This window comes from Silvibacterium acidisoli, assembly GCA_022870745.1.
Taxonomy (GTDB): domain Bacteria; phylum Acidobacteriota; class Terriglobia; order Terriglobales; family Acidobacteriaceae; genus Silvibacterium.
The window spans coordinates 2,795,484-2,812,192 of the sequence record CP085323.1; the positions used below are offsets into that span (position 1 = coordinate 2,795,484).

A 16,709-nucleotide genomic window follows, 5' to 3' on the forward strand; every position below is an offset into this window, starting at 1 on the left:
ATGAAAATGCAGCTTGCTCGCCCTTTGCGGGGAATCATTCCGCCGCTCGTGACCCCGCTCAGCGGACCTGACACCCTGGATGTTGCCGGACTGGAGCGATTGATTGATCACCAAATCCGTGGAGGAGTACACGGAATCTTTGTTTTGGGTACGACCGGCGAGGGGCCTGCGCTGGCTTATGAAACACGTCGTGAGCTGATTCGGCGCGTGGTGAAGCACGTTGACGGTCGTGTGGCGGTGCTGGTTGGCGTTACGGACACGGCCTACTCGGAAACGCGCAAGCTGGCCCGTTATGCAGCCGAGGAGGGAGCAGATGCTGTTGTGGTGGCTCCGCCATACTACTTTTACTCCAGTCAACAGGACCTTCTTGAGATGGTCCGGCAGTTGGCGAAGGACTCCGATCTGCCAATCTTTCTCTACAACATGCCCAGCATGACGAAGATGTGGTTTGAGCCGGAGACAGTTTTAGAAGCGGCGAAAATCGATAAGGTTTACGGTCTCAAGGACAGCTCCGGGGATCTCGATTATCTTGCCCGCGTTGTCGAGCTGATGCATGACAGGACTGACTTCACCATCCTGATCGGTCCGGAAGAACTGCTTCGCGATGGCATGAAGCTTGGGGCTCATGGTGGCGTGAACGGAGGCGCGAATGTGCTTCCGCAGCTTTACGTTGATTTGTACAGCGCTTGTGCAAAGGGTGAGGATGAGCTGAGCGAGAAGCTGCATCGACAGGTTCTGGACTTCGGTAATGCCGTCTATGACCCTGCTGACAAAGAGTATCGCCATATTCGTGGCCTGAAGTCAGGGCTCTCGGTGATGGGTATCTGCAATGATCTGCCCGTGTGGCCCTACCGCCCATGCGGCGGGGTATTTCGTACCTCGGTTGCAGAATATTTGGAACGGCAGTTTCAGCTTCAGGTATAAATGAAGCGAATGAACCGTTTCCATGCTTAAAGATTCTAAGAAGACAGTCAAGAAGGTGGTAGCTCGTACCAGGTCTACCGCCGTTCCCGAAGAAAACCAGTACGCATCCCGCGCAGTGGCCAAGGCTTTTGCGCTGATGCGCATTCTGGGCAGTTCCGGCGAGCATCATTCGCTCAGCCGGCTTGCCGAAGAGATCGACCTTACCAAGAGCTCAACTTTCCGCCTGCTGCAGACCCTCCAGGCACTTGGCGAAATTCGTCAAGATGAAGATGGTCGTTATTTGCTAGCCAGGCAGGATCGCTCGAGCCGTTACGCGCAGATCGTTTCCGCGCTGCAGCCGATTGCACGGGGGCCGATGCACGAGTTGCAAATGCGCTTCAAGGAAACGTTAAGCCTTGCCGTGCTCTTTCAGAATCACATTGAAGTCGTGAGCGTGATCGAGAGCCCGCAAATCGTACGCATGGCGAATACGGTGGGGCGCATCCTTCCGCCGCACGCCAGTTCTTTAGGCAAGGCCATTGCCGCCTTCCAGCGGGAAACGGTTGCGCAACATCTTTTCCAAAGCTACGGTCTTCCGCGGCTGACGAAGAACACGATCACGGAAGAGTTTCTGCTGACGCGCGAGATGCAGCAGATCCGCGAGCGCGGCTATTCCACCGAGGATGAAGAGTCTGTACTGGACGGATGTTGCTTCGGTGTGCCGATCTTCTTCGATTCCGACTTCGCGGTTGCCGCGATGAGCATTTCCATGCCGAAATCGCGTGCTTTACCAGAGGAAGAAAACAAGCAGCTCACAGCAGCGATGCGCCAGAGCGCGGCTGCTCTCTCCAAGCAGCTGCGTCAAGCGCTACGAGGCGGCTCTTAGCGAGCCGCTTCAGTAATCAGCCATACTTCCGCGATCTGCAAGCCTCTTCCGCCGCCGCCTGCTCCTGTGGGCCGTGTCCATTTCAGGTCGAGCTTGCCGTGGGTCGTAGCCGACTGCGGAATATCGAATTCAAGTGTCTCCGGATTGCCCTTGCGGCGTAGCGGCGCATGGATCTCGACCGCATCATTCGCAATCAGGCGAATGGGCAGTGTATAGTCTTCGCCGCCATATGTTACGCGAAGCCGGTAGTGCTTTGCCGGGTCGAGATCTTCGTAACGCATCTCGACTGGCGTGTCATATAGCGTCTCGGCATACGTGATCGTTGAGATACGCAACCCTTCATCTGGAATCTTGTCCGCAATGCCATTTACGGTGGTTGCGTAAAGTTGCGGATCTCTGCTGGCTCCTTCGCCCATCACCAGGTGTGGTTCGTCGGAAGGATCTCCGAGGTCGTCATAAAAGCCGCCCGGACCTGGATCTTCATAGTGAAGCATTGCGGAAAGGCCTGCTTGCCGTCCCGCTTCTGTTGGTAGCTTCTCCAAGCGGTCGAACTGCTTCTCCATCCATGCGCGATTGTTGAGGTTCACGTCCACGCGATCGAGATTGGCGCCGCGTTCAATGCCGGATGCGCCGTACTTCTGAGTGCTCAATTGCATACCTGCATCATGGAAGAGATTATCGGCAAGCTCGAAGATGCGTTTGCGCAGGTCCTGTGCGGAAGAATGAGGTGTTGCGTTAAGAGCCTCCCGCGCTGCGGCGATGGTTTTGATGGAATTGCCTTCTGGAGCAGAGCGAAGAATGGCAAGCGCTTGTTGCTCCGCACAGGTTTCTCTAAGCAGGCGTGCACGGATATAGGCATCGTAATAGGCTCGATACAATGCCATTTCAAAGCGCCAGTTACGCAACTGGCCTGCATCGGCAGCACGTTCCAGCGCCTGGAACTGCAGCAGCGTTGTATCTACACCACGATTGGTGAGGGGTGAGCCGTTCCAGTTGCGTTCAAGGCCCATGATCGCGTCCGCAAAGGTGCTGCTGTCGAATGGGCCGATCTGCGAACCGAGGAAGTAGCGGCTATAGTCACGCAGCGTGTCCATTGGATCGGTCTGTGAAGACCATCCCAGTTGATCCCATATCACCTTGTTCACATCATCGTTCACTCCTTCGCTGTAGGTGACAAAGCCGCTGTGCAAGCCGGCAAATGTGCGATAGATATTAGTCTCTTCCATCGGACGCGGATCGATCGGTTCGCGTCCTTCGGAGAAGGCGTATGCCGGATCCCAATCCGGCATGGCAAATTGTGCATGCATGGAGTGTGCAATGTCCGGATAAGCCTGTAGCTGATATTGCGCAGGAATCATCCTCCGCTGCAATGGAAAGCTATCGCGCGACTGCGGTCCCACAAAGAAGCCTGTGATGAACTTTGGGTGTTGTTCGCGCAGAATGGAGTAGAACTCGCTGTACCAGGCAGCGTTGAAGCCCTGTGCTGAAATCCATACCTTGGCGTGAGGGTGATATTTGTGCAGAATCTCAGCTTCCTTCTCCACAAGCGGTAAAAGGTATCTCGGTTCTGTATGGCCCGGATCGCCGCCAGGAACATAGAGCGCATCGATGTGTGGGAGTGCCCGGAACAGAGCGTCAGCTTTTTGCAGTTCGGCATCTACTTGTGCCGGGTCGGAATAATCCTTTGCCATCTCCGGGTAGTAGAGGTCAAAGTCCAGTCCATAGGAAATCGTCGATTTGCATATGCCAATTAAGGTCTCAAGCGCAGGGGCGGGAAAGAGTGGACTGTCGTTGCGATCGTCAGAATTCGGAGCCACGACCTGGATGGTGTTGTTGCCGAAGACAGCCAGGTCGCGCGTCTGTTGATCGAATTGAGCGACGGTCCACGCGTCATAAGTATTGTTCTTGTATCGATAGCCGATCTGTTGTCCACGCACAGGATACTGTGGCGCTGTTGTGATGTTGATGTCGGTAGCAAGCATCGCACGATTCGGCTCCATCTCCAGCTTGCGCAGCAGATAGCCTACTCCGAAGAGCAACCCACGGTTATCGTTGCCTGCAATGACGATTGTGGTGGCCGAACCGATGTGCAACGTTCGAATGGAAAATCCTTCGGATCTGTTCGCTGCGCCTGTCGAGGCCTTTTCCCACGAGAATCTCATGGCTTTCGGGAGCAAGCCTGGGATCTCATTGTGTAACCCGGCGACGATGGTTACGTTTGCCCCTGATGGACCGTGCGCGAGGGCCCATTCCACGTGTGTTCTCTTTGACGTTTCTTCTCTGAGAACCTGAATCGCCTTGTTTTCCAACTGATTCGGATGAGCTGCGGTTACGACCACCGCTTGAGTGCAGGCAGTTGCAGCATCGGCAGATGGAGCCAGCAGGCTGGCGAAAGTAAGAATGACTGTGCTGAAGAGAGCAGGCTTTCTGGGAACAAACGTGGTTTTCACAGGGTAAGAATACTGCAAATCTGGTTGTTTTTCAGAAAAAGCATGTTTGTGTCATTTTTTGATTGAATACAGCATGAAACTGGATTAGCGTGTGTTCACTGAAGTTTTTCAGGCTGTTTCGCAGCGATCTGGCGTGAAGTAAAACGCCGGACGGGGTAAAGGAAAGAGATCTAATGAAGCGATTTGTTCCCATACTGTGTGCCCGCGTTTCCTGCCGTGCAACACTCGCCGCTCTCGTCCTCTTTTTGGCTTGTTCGTTCCAGATGCTTGGCCAGGGCGTCACGGCGGATATCTCAGGTACCGTCACAGATGAAACGGGGGCGGTCGTCCCCGGTGCTCAGGTCGTGGCAACGAACACGGCAACCAACGTAGCAACCTCCGCCGTAACCAATGGCAGTGGCGTGTATTCGATCCGTTTTCTGCAGATCGGAAACTACACTCTTACTGTTACGGCTCCAGGGTTTTCTACCTGGAAGGCGAATGCCTTCGACCTTGAAGTTGGACAGGTTGCCAAAGTGGATGCCAAGCTGAGTGTTGGCGCAGTGCAAACGGTGACGGCAAGCGCAGAGCTTGCTCCGATCCTGAACACAGATAACGGTACGCTCAGCACAGCAATTTCGGAATCGCTGATCAACGATCTCCCCATCAACGGCCATAACTTCGAAACGCTGGCGCAGTATGCGCCAGGTGTGAACGTCTCCGATGGCAACCAGTGGAATGGTGCGTCAGGTTCGCCGAACAACTCAGGAGAACGCACGCAGAGCTTCGCAACCTTGCCGAATGTCAACGGCAACCGCACCTATAACAATAATTATCTGCTCGATGGCATCAGCATTATTGATACCGGTGCGAATATCTCGAATGGTTTTGGCGTTCCGGCTTATGCGCCTGCAGCAGCAGCCGTGAAAGAAGTCAACATCCTTACCGCGGTGCCTCCAGCGGAGTACGGGGACGCGACCGGCGCACAACTGATCCAGGTTATGCGCAACGGTACGAATGAATACCACGGCCAAGGCTACTTCTACCTGCAGAACTACAACATGGATGCGAATACTTTCGGGAACAAGCGTTCTTCTCCTGCAACAGCGCGTGCCCCGTATACGCAGCGCATCTTTGGCGCGACGCTTGGTGGCCCGGTTCGCATTCCTCACTTCTTTGACGGGCGCAACAAGCTCTTCTTTTTTGTCGATTACGAGGCCTATCGCAAACCCACCGCGGGAGATGGACAGACGAGCGTGCCGCTGAATGCATGGCGAGGGAATACCGGTGGGGCGACCTCGGTCGATCCGTCGCTTTCACCCCTTACTGGATACGCTTATTTCGGCAGTGCAGTACCACAGCTGTACGATTCGCAGAATGGCTATGCGCCTTTCAACCAGACTATCAACGGGACAACTTATCAGAATCTGGTTCCCATTCGTAACCCTGTCGCAACTTATCTGTTCGCGCACCCCGAACTGTGGCCTCTGGCAAACCACGCAGCGGCAACGGCCCCGGTCCAATATAACTATCAGTCACCGGTAAAGACGCTGGATCGTAATGACCAGGCTGACATCAAGGTCGACTGGAAGATCTCCGATCGTGATTCGATCTTTGCCCGTGTGTCGGGCGGGGAAGCATGGGATTCAGAACCGACTCCGGCAACGCCGATCTCCTTCCCGACAGTAAATGATTTCCCTTTCAAGCAATACGTTGGAAACTATATTCACATCTTTACGCCGAACATCGTGAATGATTTTCGTGCAGGATTCACCCGCATTGGTTATGAATCTTTCAACGAAGACCCTTCTGGTCTGTTTGGGAATGGTGACAGCCTCATTGGCATTCCGTTTTCGCAAAGCGTCTCCGGCTTCTCTCTGCAGTCGTTTACGCAGAGCACCAACAGCACGGGCGTGACTTCGGTTGGTACTGCCGCAACAGGAAACATCGCGCTCGACAATCACTTCAGCTATAACGACACACTTACCTGGAGCCGCGGCGTGCATACCATGAAGTTTGGTGCCCAGCTCTTCCGCATTCAGAACAACTATTATCTGAACTCGACCGGTGGTCTTCTCGGAAGCTTCGCATACTCAGGCTCTTTCACCGGCAATCCGAACGCTGGTCAATCGCTCGGTTATGATTTCGCCGACTTCGTGCTCGACTATGTCTCCTCGCGCAGCGTTGAGACGGAAACGGGCGACGTGGGGCAACGTCAGTACCGCTTCGCTGCCTTTGCGCAGGACGACTGGAAGGTGACGCCCGCGCTCACGGTGAACTATGGGCTTCGCTGGCAGTATGATCAGCCGGTATATGAGGTCAACAACAAGATTTCCAATGTTGATCCGACGACTGCCCAGGTTATTCTGGCGGGTGTCGATGGCAATAGCCGCTCTCTTTATAAGCCGACTTACAATCAGTTCAACCCGCGTCTTGGATTTGCCTGGCAGGAGAGCCCCCGTCTGGTGGTTCGCGGTGGATTCGCCATCACGACTTTCTCCGACTACAACGTGCAGACGCATACCGGGAACGCTCCGTACCATCTGACGGTCAACCAGGTTGCCGTAACTCCGACGACAGCCTCGCCTGGAACACCCTATGCGGTGGGTGACGGTTTCCCAACAGCGACCGGTGCGACATCACAGTACACCGCCTGGAATGCTTTGCATCCGCAGTGGGTTCCACAGTGGAACCTGACGACGGAATACCAGCTGAGCAACAGTGCATCGTTCAGTATCGGCTACGTTGGCGAAGTCGGTCAGCACCTCTCCGACATTCGTAACATTAACCAGTACAAACTTGCTGGGCAGCCGACCAGTGCTCCGTTCTATAGCGCGGTGGGGTCAAGCCTGATCAAGCTGCTCGAAACCGAAGCGTACATGAACTATAACGGCCTTCAGGCTCAGTTTCGCCAGCGTACGCATAACGGACTGGAGTTCACGGTCAACTACACGTATTCGAAGAACCTGTCGGACTCAGGTGGTCCGATCGGCGTGAACGACACAAACTCGAGCTCGGGCTATCCGCAGAATAGTTATTGCCTGAAGTGCGAATATGGTCCGACGGGCAACGATACGCGCCATATGTTCAATTGGACAGCGCGTTACGAGCTTCCCTTTGGACATGGCCGCCAGTATATGAACAAAGGCAACCCCGTCATTGATGAAATCTTCGGTGGCTGGGTGGTTTCGGCAAACTCCGTTCTGTTGAGCGGTTTTCCCGACACGATCACTGCCTCCGGTTCTGCTAACGTCGGCACTGCCGGCAGCCTGCGCGCAAACCATTATCGTCACATGGTGGTGAAGAATCGGGCATGGGGATACGTCACCTCCACAATTGCCGGTGGATGGGGAACAGACCCGAGTGCAGTGGATTCGGGCGGTACGAATAGCCCATGTGCCAAGGCTGGCTTCGACGACGGAACCTGCGCATACGGCCAGCCTGCCCTGGCAGCGACTGGAGCAACACCGATTTTTGGGGATGCTTCGGTAGGCTCCGAGCGCTCACCGGGCTATCAGAACTACGATGCCGCAGCTGAAAAGGCCTTCCGCGTGTGGCGTGATCAGTCGATCGATTTCAAGTGCTCTGCCTACAACGTAGGAAACATTTCCAGCTACAACAATCCGGGACGCGGTGTCGATGGCAGCAGCACCTGGGGGCTTGTTCAGAGTACGCGTTCTCAGCAGCGTCAACTGGAATTGCAGCTGGAATACAAGTTTTAAACTGCTCCAACTTCTTATCGCATCTGCCGTTAGACTCTGAACGGCAGATGCGTTTTTTTTGGCACGTAACATGGTAGAAGAGGACAACCGGATGATGCCTGAAGCTCCCTGGTCCCGTCGCAGATTCATGCAAATCATGAGTGCTGCAGCACCGATGATTGCTGCGAGAGGTACTTTTGCATTGCCCTCCCGTGCAATTGAGTATGATTCGGCTGGAGCGGAGTACCAGCGCATTGAACCAGGCATTTACAGCATGGGAGAGGATCGTGAGATTCCGCTCGAGTTCTGCGAGCCACTGGCATACATGACACGCGCAGAATTGCAGAAGATGTTTCCGTACGGAGACCCTGCGCGCTTTTTACTTTCCGATAGATTATTTACGTCAGGGGATTTCGATACGCGCCCCGTTGTCCCTGTCAGGATTGACCACCCGTTCCTGATTTCCGCGACACCGGTAACGAATAGGCAGTATGAGCACTTTGATCCGGAACATAAGAAAATGCGCGGCAAGTTTGGCTTCTCAAGAGAAGACGATGACGCGGTAATTTATGTGAGCTGGCACGATGCGGTTGCGTATTGCAATTGGCTTAGTAAGAAGGAAGGTAAGATTTATCGTCTGCCTTCGGAGGCGGAATGGGAGTATGCCGCACGAGCCGGCACGCGAACATTCTTCTCAACCGGTGATGAGCTTCCGGATTATTATCTGCAGGACGCCGAGGTGACAGACTTCACTGCAGAAAAGGACAAGGTTAGTCTTCGGGTCGGACAGAGGCCGCCAAACCCATGGGGGTTGTATGACATGCACGGCCTTGTTGAGGAATGGGTGGAGGACTGGTACGCACCGTACCATCGGGATAGAAGTGTTCCCGGGGAAGGTATGTTTAAGGTTACGCGTGGCGGGAGCTTTGGAACCTTCGCATACTATCTGCGTTCTGCCAATCGCGCTGCCGCGCTTCCGCAGACGAGGGGATTCACCATCGGGTTTCGTGTTGCTTGCGGCGATCCGCAGCCGGAGAGAAACAGCATCGACCGGAAGAAGACATTTCCGGTGAAACAGAGATCTCTTGAAGAGGTGCAGAGGCATCACGATCCCGCAAACCCGTATTTTCGCGGACCTCGTCAGTTCGTAAGAATTCCGAAGGACTCGCATGGGCCGCTCTATCATTGGCACAACCACGATACCGGAATTGCGGAATGCCCAAACGGGGACATGCTCGCCATCTGGTACAGCTGTGCAAAGGAGCAGGGCCGTGAGCTGAGCGTGGCGGCGAGCCGCCTGGAGTATGGCGCAGAGGAATGGAGCGAAGCCTACTCGTTTTACGACACTCCCGATCGGAATGACCATTGCCCTGCGCTCTGGTTTGACGGCGACGAAACGATCTATCACCTGAACGGCACTGCATTATCCCACTATTGGGAACCGCTGCAGATTGTTCTTCGTGAATCGAGGGATAGCGGCGTGACATGGTCAACGCCACGATACATTGCAAAAGATTTTGGACTGCATCACATGGTCTGCCAGCCGATGATTCGCCTGAGCAACAGTTGGTTGATCTTCGGAGCCGATGCGCACCCCGATGCTTCGGTCATGTGGCTGAGCAAAGATGATGGCCAGACATGGACGGATACTCCAGGAAAGATCAATGGTATCCACGCGTCAATCGTGGAGTTGAAAGACGGGCGCCTCATGGCTCTCGGCCGTGGCAATAATATTGATGGTCATATGCCGATGAGTATCTCAAGCAATTACGGCATGACATGGAACGCTGTGGCCTGCGAATTGCCTCCCGTGACCTTTACGCAACGCTTTTCGATGAAGCGACTGGCCGAAGGACCGCTGGCCATTGCGACATTCTTGCCGGATGTATCGAAACTTGAGGCGCATAAGGATACGGACCGTGAATTGGCAAAGCTCTGTATCTGCATCTCCTACGATGATGGACTGACCTGGCCGGTGCGCCGTATCCTTAGCGACGATGCGGGCGATCATGGCGTGACAGGCATGAGCAATGGCCGCATCTATATGGGGCCGGGAAACAGTGAGCCTACCGGTTATGTCAGTCTGGTTCAGGCACGGGATGGTGTCATTCACGTGCTCAGCAGCATCAACCATTACGCATTCAATCTGAAGTGGGTCGAGTCGGGTGAGAAGAACCCAAGTCCGATGCCCCAAGCGAAGATGTTGCCCCAGAAGAAACAGCTCGCGGCGTCTATAACGCCGGAGCAGATGGCCTCCCTGCGGATAGGGCAGCACAATTGGACCAACGAGAGAACCGGTGCGATGGAATCACTGGATCTCGAGAGGGGATTCACCTTAGAGGCTCGAGTCGCGTTACAGAACGATCTCGAGGATGCTTTGACGCTCAAGGTTTTCGTACGCAGTGGATGTACGATGTGCAATCGTTACTGGTTGCGTGTGAATGCGAAGTCCGCGGCGTACTGGTATGCAGGTGCGTGGCAGTTACTGCCGCAGGTCGTGCCTGCGGGGGTGGGCGTCTATCGAATGGCTGTTCGCGACGACACGTGTGTGCAGATCTATCACGACGAGGCGCTGCTTGCGTGCTATCCGGCTTCCTATGAAATCGGATTTGGTCCGCCGACGCGCGGCAACTGGATGGAGTGGGAGATCTCTGCGGGCGATCGGGAATTGACAGGCTTTGAATTGTCCTACGATCTGGATGGCCCGTATCGACTCGCATAAGCGAGGGGCAGGAGCATTGTCGCTGTATCCGCGTCAAGGCGCTCGAATCCGATATTGTCTTCACTTCCGAACCTGTTTTTTTCAGGGCGGTAACGACCGAGCGCAGCGGCAACACGGAGTGTACGGTCGCTCCCGCCCTGATCCTCCTTGTATCTTGAGTTAGCCTGATCCGTGCCTTGACCCCGGATCATATGCAAGAGGTTGATATTAAGGATTGTTGACCTGTCAGGAAACAGAGGGATAAAGGGCCGCTCGATTTCCAATCTTCTTCTGATTGCAACTGCGCTTTCTGTGTTGCAATCAATCTCCGCACCGTTTCATAACTATGCTCGACATCTTCTCCGAAAACGGAATGCCGGAATGATGGCCATACACGAACAAGGCTCTCCGGACTCTGAAACGGATGCTCTCGAAAGCAGGGGAATGGAAATTGATTCGGGATGTTCCGAAAATTCGCCTTGTCGAAAGCGTATGGGCGGGACACTCTGATTGATTCGCAGACTGCAAGAGCGTTGCTTCAAAGTTTGTCCGAACCGGTGAAGCACAAACGAACCAGCAGGACACGAACGCAGTTGCGGGACATCATCGTAACTGCTCACGACACAGGGATGCCTATCAGCATCATCGTCTCGATCCTCTGCGTGAAGTCATCGGTCGCCGCAATGAAGCAGATGGCTTACGTCGCGGTAGCAAAACACCGGCGAAAGGCCCAGGACCTGATTTTTCTATGCAATTGATCGGGGGTGAGTGAGATGGTGGACGCGGAAGGAATCGAACCTTCAACCTGTCGATTAAGAGTCGAATGCTCTGCCAGTTGAGCTACGCGTCCACTTGTGTTTGCCGGAGTCACTCGCTGTAGGAAAGACCAGGCTGGAGCGCACATTTGTTCGTTATGCGCCTTTCAAAATATAACACAGTTTTGCCGGTTGTTTGGAAGCCTGCAGACGCTCAGAACGAAAAAGAAATGCCGCCTTCGATGGCACGCGGAGCCTGCGCGAAATAGAGCACGCTGCCATCGCTGGTGACGAAGGGCAGGTAACCCTGCGCGAGCAGGTTGCGCACATCGATCAGCGCATCGATGCCATTCGGCAGCACGCCCTTGTAGTGAATCGGCTGGCGCAGGTAGAAGCTAAGGTAAGGATCGCGCTGGTAGGTGTTGAATGGGTTGACGGGAGTCAGCGTATCCGGCTGCTGCCAGCGATACGAGGCCTGCCACTGCGTTCCATGTTCGAGCTTGCCGCCAAAGCTCGCCGAGTAGCTTCCGGCACGGCGAGTCTTGAAGCCCAGTGAGCCATTGGAAACCGTTAACGGCGCGGGGTGCGGGTCCAGTATCAGGGAATTGCCGATGCCAGAATCGAAGCCGATCCACATATCACCCGGCAGCATCTCCTTAATCTCGGCAAGCACGCCCGAACCCGAGAAATCCTGGCCCGCAACCGCAAGCATTCCGGTCGACGAGTCATAGAGGTAATTGCCCTGCTTCCAGTCCGCCGACGAGATCGTACCGCCCCCGTGAATCATGGGGTTTTCGACGCGATCATGGAAGACCGTTACCCGCGTACGGATATTGCCCGAAGTTTCGGAAAAGGATACCTCCTGGTGGAGACCATGTTCCTGTACCAGTTGGCCATTGCGCTCGGCGACCATGGGAGGCAGTGAAGCCGGCCGATCGATTGCATCGGCAGACTGCAGGCCGGGAGCTGTCGTCACATGGTAGGCGACTACGGCATTGCCGAGTTGCATCCGCACACCGGCAAAGGCATGCTGCGAAAGCACGGTGTTTCCAAGGTGCACGCCTTCCATTTCGCTGCCGAATTCGGCGGTAAGCGCAGGGCCGACCTCCATTACCTCCGAGGTGCGCAGCACCATCGCCTGCATGCCCTGGGCATCCGGGCCGCCACCGATCTCGGGGCGGTCGACAAAGGCTCCGACAGTGCGAAGAGTGCGGCCTGGGCCCAGTTCCTGCTGATATCCGACGACAGTATTAAGAGAGGTATCTTCGGCCTGGCCAACGTCGGCGCGGAAAATCAGCTGCCGCGTGTCATCCGGCGAGCGGCGCCATTCAAATCCCTGGTGGACTCCGCCATCTCCAAAAGTGCTTTCTCCGCCGCGCAGGGTAACGCGCGCTTTGAGGGCAGGGTTCACGCCGTCGGCTTCAGTCACAACCAGCAGTGGACCATCCTCAAGCATGCGGAGCAGCGGCCGGTTCGCAGAAAGGCGCAGCGTCCAGGTCCAGTCGTCTGAAGGCTCGTCGGTGGTGCGAGGACGTGCCGGGAGCCAGCGGAAGGCTTCGTAAAGTGTGCTGAGGGTGAGGTTGACTACGAGTTTGGAGCTGGCTGCTACATGCAGATTTTCGCGCAGAGTCGGCAGAAAGAGAGAGCCTGTCGCTTTGACGCCGTAGATTCCCGGCAGAATCTTGGGGAGCTCGTAATGTCCGTGGTCATCGGTAAAGGTCTGGCTGATAACGGTGAGATCAGGGCGGAGAAGCTGAACCAGTGTACCGATCTGCGGCGCACCCTTGCTATCGCGCACCACACCCATCACCGCGCCGTCTGTGAGCGCACAGGCGGGTAGCGTAAGGGCTGCGGCAAGCAGCGTCAGAACGGGGACGACTATGGAAAATCGACGATTCACTGAGTCAGTTGTTCGTTGCTCCCTGGCTTCTGCTCCAAACAAAAGAACCGAAACATGGACGTGCCGCTCTCTGGCGGCTGGTCCTATTCACCAGCTACTCCACCGTGAAAGGTGCGGTCTCGGCGATCTCCTGCTTGGAGATACCGTCATTCACCGATACTTTCACAAGATACTTTCCAGGTTGAAGGCTGGTGAGGGGGAGAGTCTTTTCCACCGTCAACTGGTCGGAATTGGCGCTTAGCGTTTTTGAGTCCTCTTCCGTATCCAGAAGCGACTTGTTCGATGCCGTATCGATGATCTGATACGTGATCTTGGCTGAGTTCTGCTTGCTCTTCTCGTCGATGCCGAGGTTGTAGACCTGCATCCAGAAGTTCAGCTTCTGATCGCGGTGAAAACTTGCCGGCGTAGCTAAAGTCTGCATCACGCGCGGACGGATATAGGTGTTGCCGATGATGAAATTGCCTGTTCCGATCTGCTTCGAGGGAACGCGCTCCATCTTGTCGGCCAGGATCAGGGACGAGGCCGAAAGGCGATCGTCGTCGTACTTCGGAACCGTGATGCCCTGGGCATAGATGCCGACGTGGTCAGGGTTGTTCACGTCCTTGATCGCAATGTCGACGCGATAACGGCCCGGGACCAGCGGCAGCGCCTTCCAGTAGAGCTGGCGATGATCGAGCGACTGCGCCAGTAGCTCAGATGGCTCTTCTACCTGGACAGTCTCTTCGAAGGTCTGCACCACGCGGTCGGTGATCGTCGATACGCGTCCCAGGATGTTCACGACGCCCTTCGAAACGCCATCGGTTTCCTTGAAGGTGATGTCGCGGTTCTTGATCTGCAGCGTAATCGGCACCAGCACGGTGCTGTCGGTCACCTTCACGAAGTCCGTACGGACGTCGAAGGGAAAGACAGGGCCGGTCAGCAGCTTGTGGTTGGTCAGGAACGACTCAAGATCCTTGAACTTGATCGGCGGCGGCGCCTGCAGCTTGGCGAACAGCTCGAGGCGGTCGAATTCCTTGCTCTGCTGCTGGCTGGAGTTCGGGCCGGTGCCCAGGCTCTCAAGCCCGCCGCGGAAGCGGTCAGCCTGCTTGGCCATGCCCATCTGCTCATAAAGGGTCTGGCCCGCGCCGGGAACGTGCAGCAGGGCATCCTTTTCCGAACGATCGATGGTCATGTGGTAGTCACCGCACATGCAGGTGTCCACAAATTCAATGTCGATGTTGTCGCCGATGCCTTCGAGATAGCGGTAATGCCACACTTCGAACGGGAAGGTCGAGGTCTGGCCGCCGCCTTCTTCAATCGGGCGGTCATAGGTGCCGCCACTCGGGTGCGAATCGATGCTGTCCGGCTTGCCGAAGGAGATATAGATGTGGCCGCGATCGGTCTTCCAGCCGGGCTTGCCGGCGGCGAAATGCTCGTTGGCGTAGGCGATACGGCGATAGTGCTCTTCGCGAAACTCGTTTTCCGGGGAATCGGGGCTGGGATTGCGGCGCTGCCAGAACTGTTCGATGAAGGCGTCGCGCTCTTCGTCGTTGCTGAGGCTCTTGAAGGCTTTCAGTTCCTGGTCGGTAATGATCCAGTGCACGTCCTCGTCCACCCACTTTTTGTAGGTGCCGTGCAATTCCTGCTTCAATTCCTTCTGCTGCTTAAATCTTTCCTTATCCGAAAGCTGCCGTTTCAGCGGATCCTGCGTCTGAGTATCGGTAGACGCCTGCGAATCTGTCGAAGACTGGGCATGCAGCATGGGGCCAGCCGCGAAACTGCCTACCGCGACCGCCAAAAGGAAAGAAAAACGCCGGTTAAACATCTGTGTCCAACTGCTCCTAATACAGCATTTCGATTCTACGGACTCGACACGCCGGATACAAGCACCGAATCGAGCGCAAGCAAACCGTCACAGCCTGATATCATCAGGCTGTTTTTGACGTTTGAACCAGCGTTTTGTCAACCGGATCCATCGATCAATTCGGGGAACCCAGGCCGGAGGGAACTTCACCCTTCGGAGGTGCGTATCGGGTTGTAAACGTCTGGGTCGCGGCAGTTCCGGCAACCGCCGATAAGGAAGAGGCATTTGAAGAGGATTCTTGTTGCTGTCGGGGTCGTTCTGGCCATTGCCGCAATCGTCGTTTTGACCATCGTCAGGGCTCAAGCTGGTTACACCAAGGTAGTTACCGGCAAGGTAACCCGGCAGGACCTCGTGTCAACGGTGAGCGGAACCGGCCAGATCAAGCCCAAGACCTACGTCAATCTCGGCGCCACTGCCTTCGGACGCATTACGCATCTCTATGTAAAAGAAGGGGAAAAGGTCCATAGAGGTCAGCAGGTCGCCAGCATCGAAAGCGTGCAGCAGGGAGCCAATGTAGCCGGACAGGAAGCCGCGATTGCAGCCGCGCGCACCGATATTGCCGCCTATGTGGCCGCGGAGAAGACGCAGCAGGCCGCCATCGAGCACTCGAAGGCGGATCTCGAACAAAAGAGACTGGATTTCGACCGCGCAAAGGCTCTCTATAACGCCCAGGTCATGTCCAAGCAGGACTACGACGCGAAAAAGGCCGCCTACGATACCGACGTCGCCAGCCTGGCTCAAAGCGAAGCCGCACTCGCCCAGGCCCAGGCCCAGACCGATTCGGCCCGCGGACACCTGACCACCCAGCAGGCGACCCTGCGGGCGAATGTCGATCTGCTCGGCAAGACTGTAGCCATTGCCCCTTTTGATGGAATCGTGACCAACCTGCCGGTTCGCGAGGGAGAGACGGTGGTCGAAGGCATCCAGAATGCCGAGGGCTCCACGTTGATGACGCTGGCGGACATGTCGGTCATCACCGCCGAGGTCAAGGTGGACGAAACCGACATCGTGAACGTCGCCGTAGGACAGGTCGCGGATGTGACCGTGGACGCGCTGCCGGGCAAGGTTTTCAAGGGACACGTTACCGAAGTCGGCGACCAGGCACTGCTGCGCTCGACCGGAGTGGCCACCAGCCAGTCGACCAGCGGCCAGGAAGAGGCGAAGGACTTCAAGGTCGTCATCACCATCGATACTCCGTCGGAGACGCTGCGGCCGGGGCTATCGACAACGGCCAAGATTGAGACGGCACGGAAGACCGAGGCTGTGACCATGCCTATCCAGGCATTGGCCATGCGTGCGCCGACGCCTCCGGGCGGGAAGGCGCCGAAGGAGCCCGATCCGAATGCCAAGCAGGAGCAGGGCGTTTTTGTCGTCGAAGATGAAAAGGGCAAGCTGCGCGCCCACTTTGTTCCCGTCACTACGGGAATTACCGGAACGACGGATATTGAAGTCACCGGTGGTCTCAAGCCGGGGCAGGAGATTGTAACCGGCACGTTTCATGTTCTGCGCACGCTCAAAGATAATGCTCTTGTGAAGCGCGACACGACACCGGCGACCGTGACCAAGGACGACAGCGCCTCAGGCTCCTAAA

9 protein-coding genes and 1 tRNA gene are annotated in these 16,709 nt (G+C 55.9%); 6 read left to right on the plus strand and 4 right to left on the minus strand.

The features are described from left to right. The first annotated feature begins 6 nt into the window (after positions 1–6). A complete protein-coding gene (locus tag LJD29_RS11735; RefSeq protein ID WP_446741722.1) occupies positions 7–924 on the plus strand; it encodes a dihydrodipicolinate synthase family protein in 918 nt (305 codons plus the stop codon). 22 nt (positions 925–946) lie between these two features. After that, positions 947–1,789, plus strand: a complete 843-nt coding sequence (locus LJD29_RS11740) for an IclR family transcriptional regulator (RefSeq protein WP_446741723.1) — start codon at positions 947–949, stop codon at positions 1,787–1,789. On the opposite strand, the gene LJD29_RS11745 is transcribed toward LJD29_RS11740, so the two are convergent. Beyond that, positions 1,786–3,882: a hypothetical protein gene (locus tag LJD29_RS11745; protein WP_446741724.1), complete on the minus strand. Its 2,097-nt coding sequence runs from the start codon at positions 3,880–3,882 to the stop codon at positions 1,786–1,788. The two genes, LJD29_RS11740 and LJD29_RS11745, sit on opposite strands and share 4 nt — an antisense overlap. 530 nt (positions 3,883–4,412) lie before the next feature. Here LJD29_RS11745 and LJD29_RS11750 point away from each other — a divergent pair. The 3 genes from LJD29_RS11750 to LJD29_RS11760 all read left to right on the plus strand — a co-directional run bounded on the left by LJD29_RS11750 (position 4,413) and on the right by LJD29_RS11760 (position 11,378). Beyond that, positions 4,413–7,940: a TonB-dependent receptor gene (locus LJD29_RS11750; protein WP_446741725.1), complete on the plus strand. Its 3,528-nt coding sequence runs from the start codon at positions 4,413–4,415 to the stop codon at positions 7,938–7,940. Between the two features lie 136 nt (positions 7,941–8,076). Further along, positions 8,077–10,641: an SUMF1/EgtB/PvdO family nonheme iron enzyme gene (locus tag LJD29_RS11755; RefSeq protein ID WP_446741726.1), complete on the plus strand. Its 2,565-nt coding sequence runs from the start codon at positions 8,077–8,079 to the stop codon at positions 10,639–10,641. A 608-nt stretch (positions 10,642–11,249) separates the two neighbouring features. Continuing rightward, complete coding sequence (locus tag LJD29_RS11760; protein WP_446741727.1) at positions 11,250–11,378, plus strand: hypothetical protein; 129 nt, start codon at positions 11,250–11,252, stop codon at positions 11,376–11,378. Positions 11,379–11,394: 16 nt separating this feature from the next. On the opposite strand, the gene LJD29_RS11765 is transcribed toward LJD29_RS11760, so the two are convergent. From LJD29_RS11765 to LJD29_RS11775, 3 genes are all read right to left on the minus strand, one after another. Continuing rightward, positions 11,395–11,470 (minus strand) — tRNA-Lys (locus LJD29_RS11765). A 119-nt stretch (positions 11,471–11,589) separates the two neighbouring features. Next, positions 11,590–13,275: a carboxypeptidase-like regulatory domain-containing protein gene (locus LJD29_RS11770; RefSeq protein ID WP_446741728.1), complete on the minus strand. Its 1,686-nt coding sequence runs from the start codon at positions 13,273–13,275 to the stop codon at positions 11,590–11,592. A 94-nt stretch (positions 13,276–13,369) separates the two neighbouring features. Then, the gene (locus tag LJD29_RS11775) at positions 13,370–15,079 is read right to left on the minus strand and encodes a GWxTD domain-containing protein (RefSeq protein WP_446741729.1); all 1,710 of its coding nucleotides are present in this window, start codon (positions 15,077–15,079) and stop codon (positions 13,370–13,372) included. A gap of 264 nt (positions 15,080–15,343) precedes the next feature. Here LJD29_RS11775 and LJD29_RS11780 point away from each other — a divergent pair, with 264 nt between their 5' ends. After that, on the plus strand, positions 15,344–16,708 hold the full coding sequence (locus LJD29_RS11780; RefSeq protein ID WP_446741730.1) for an efflux RND transporter periplasmic adaptor subunit: 1,365 nt from the start codon (positions 15,344–15,346) through the stop codon (positions 16,706–16,708). The last annotated feature ends 1 nt before the right edge of the window (position 16,709 follow it).

Coding starts and splice junctions, on each gene's coding strand:
- LJD29_RS11775 (WP_446741729.1), bottom strand. CDS start 15,079: ATGTTTAACCGGCGTTTTTCTTTCCTTTTGGCGGTCGCGGTAGGCAGT.
- LJD29_RS11760 (WP_446741727.1), top strand. CDS start 11,250: ATGCCTATCAGCATCATCGTCTCGATCCTCTGCGTGAAGTCATCGGTC.
- LJD29_RS11750 (WP_446741725.1), top strand. CDS start 4,413: ATGAAGCGATTTGTTCCCATACTGTGTGCCCGCGTTTCCTGCCGTGCA.
- LJD29_RS11740 (WP_446741723.1), top strand. CDS start 947: ATGCTTAAAGATTCTAAGAAGACAGTCAAGAAGGTGGTAGCTCGTACC.
- LJD29_RS11755 (WP_446741726.1), top strand. CDS start 8,077: ATGAGTGCTGCAGCACCGATGATTGCTGCGAGAGGTACTTTTGCATTG.
- LJD29_RS11735 (WP_446741722.1), top strand. CDS start 7: ATGCAGCTTGCTCGCCCTTTGCGGGGAATCATTCCGCCGCTCGTGACC.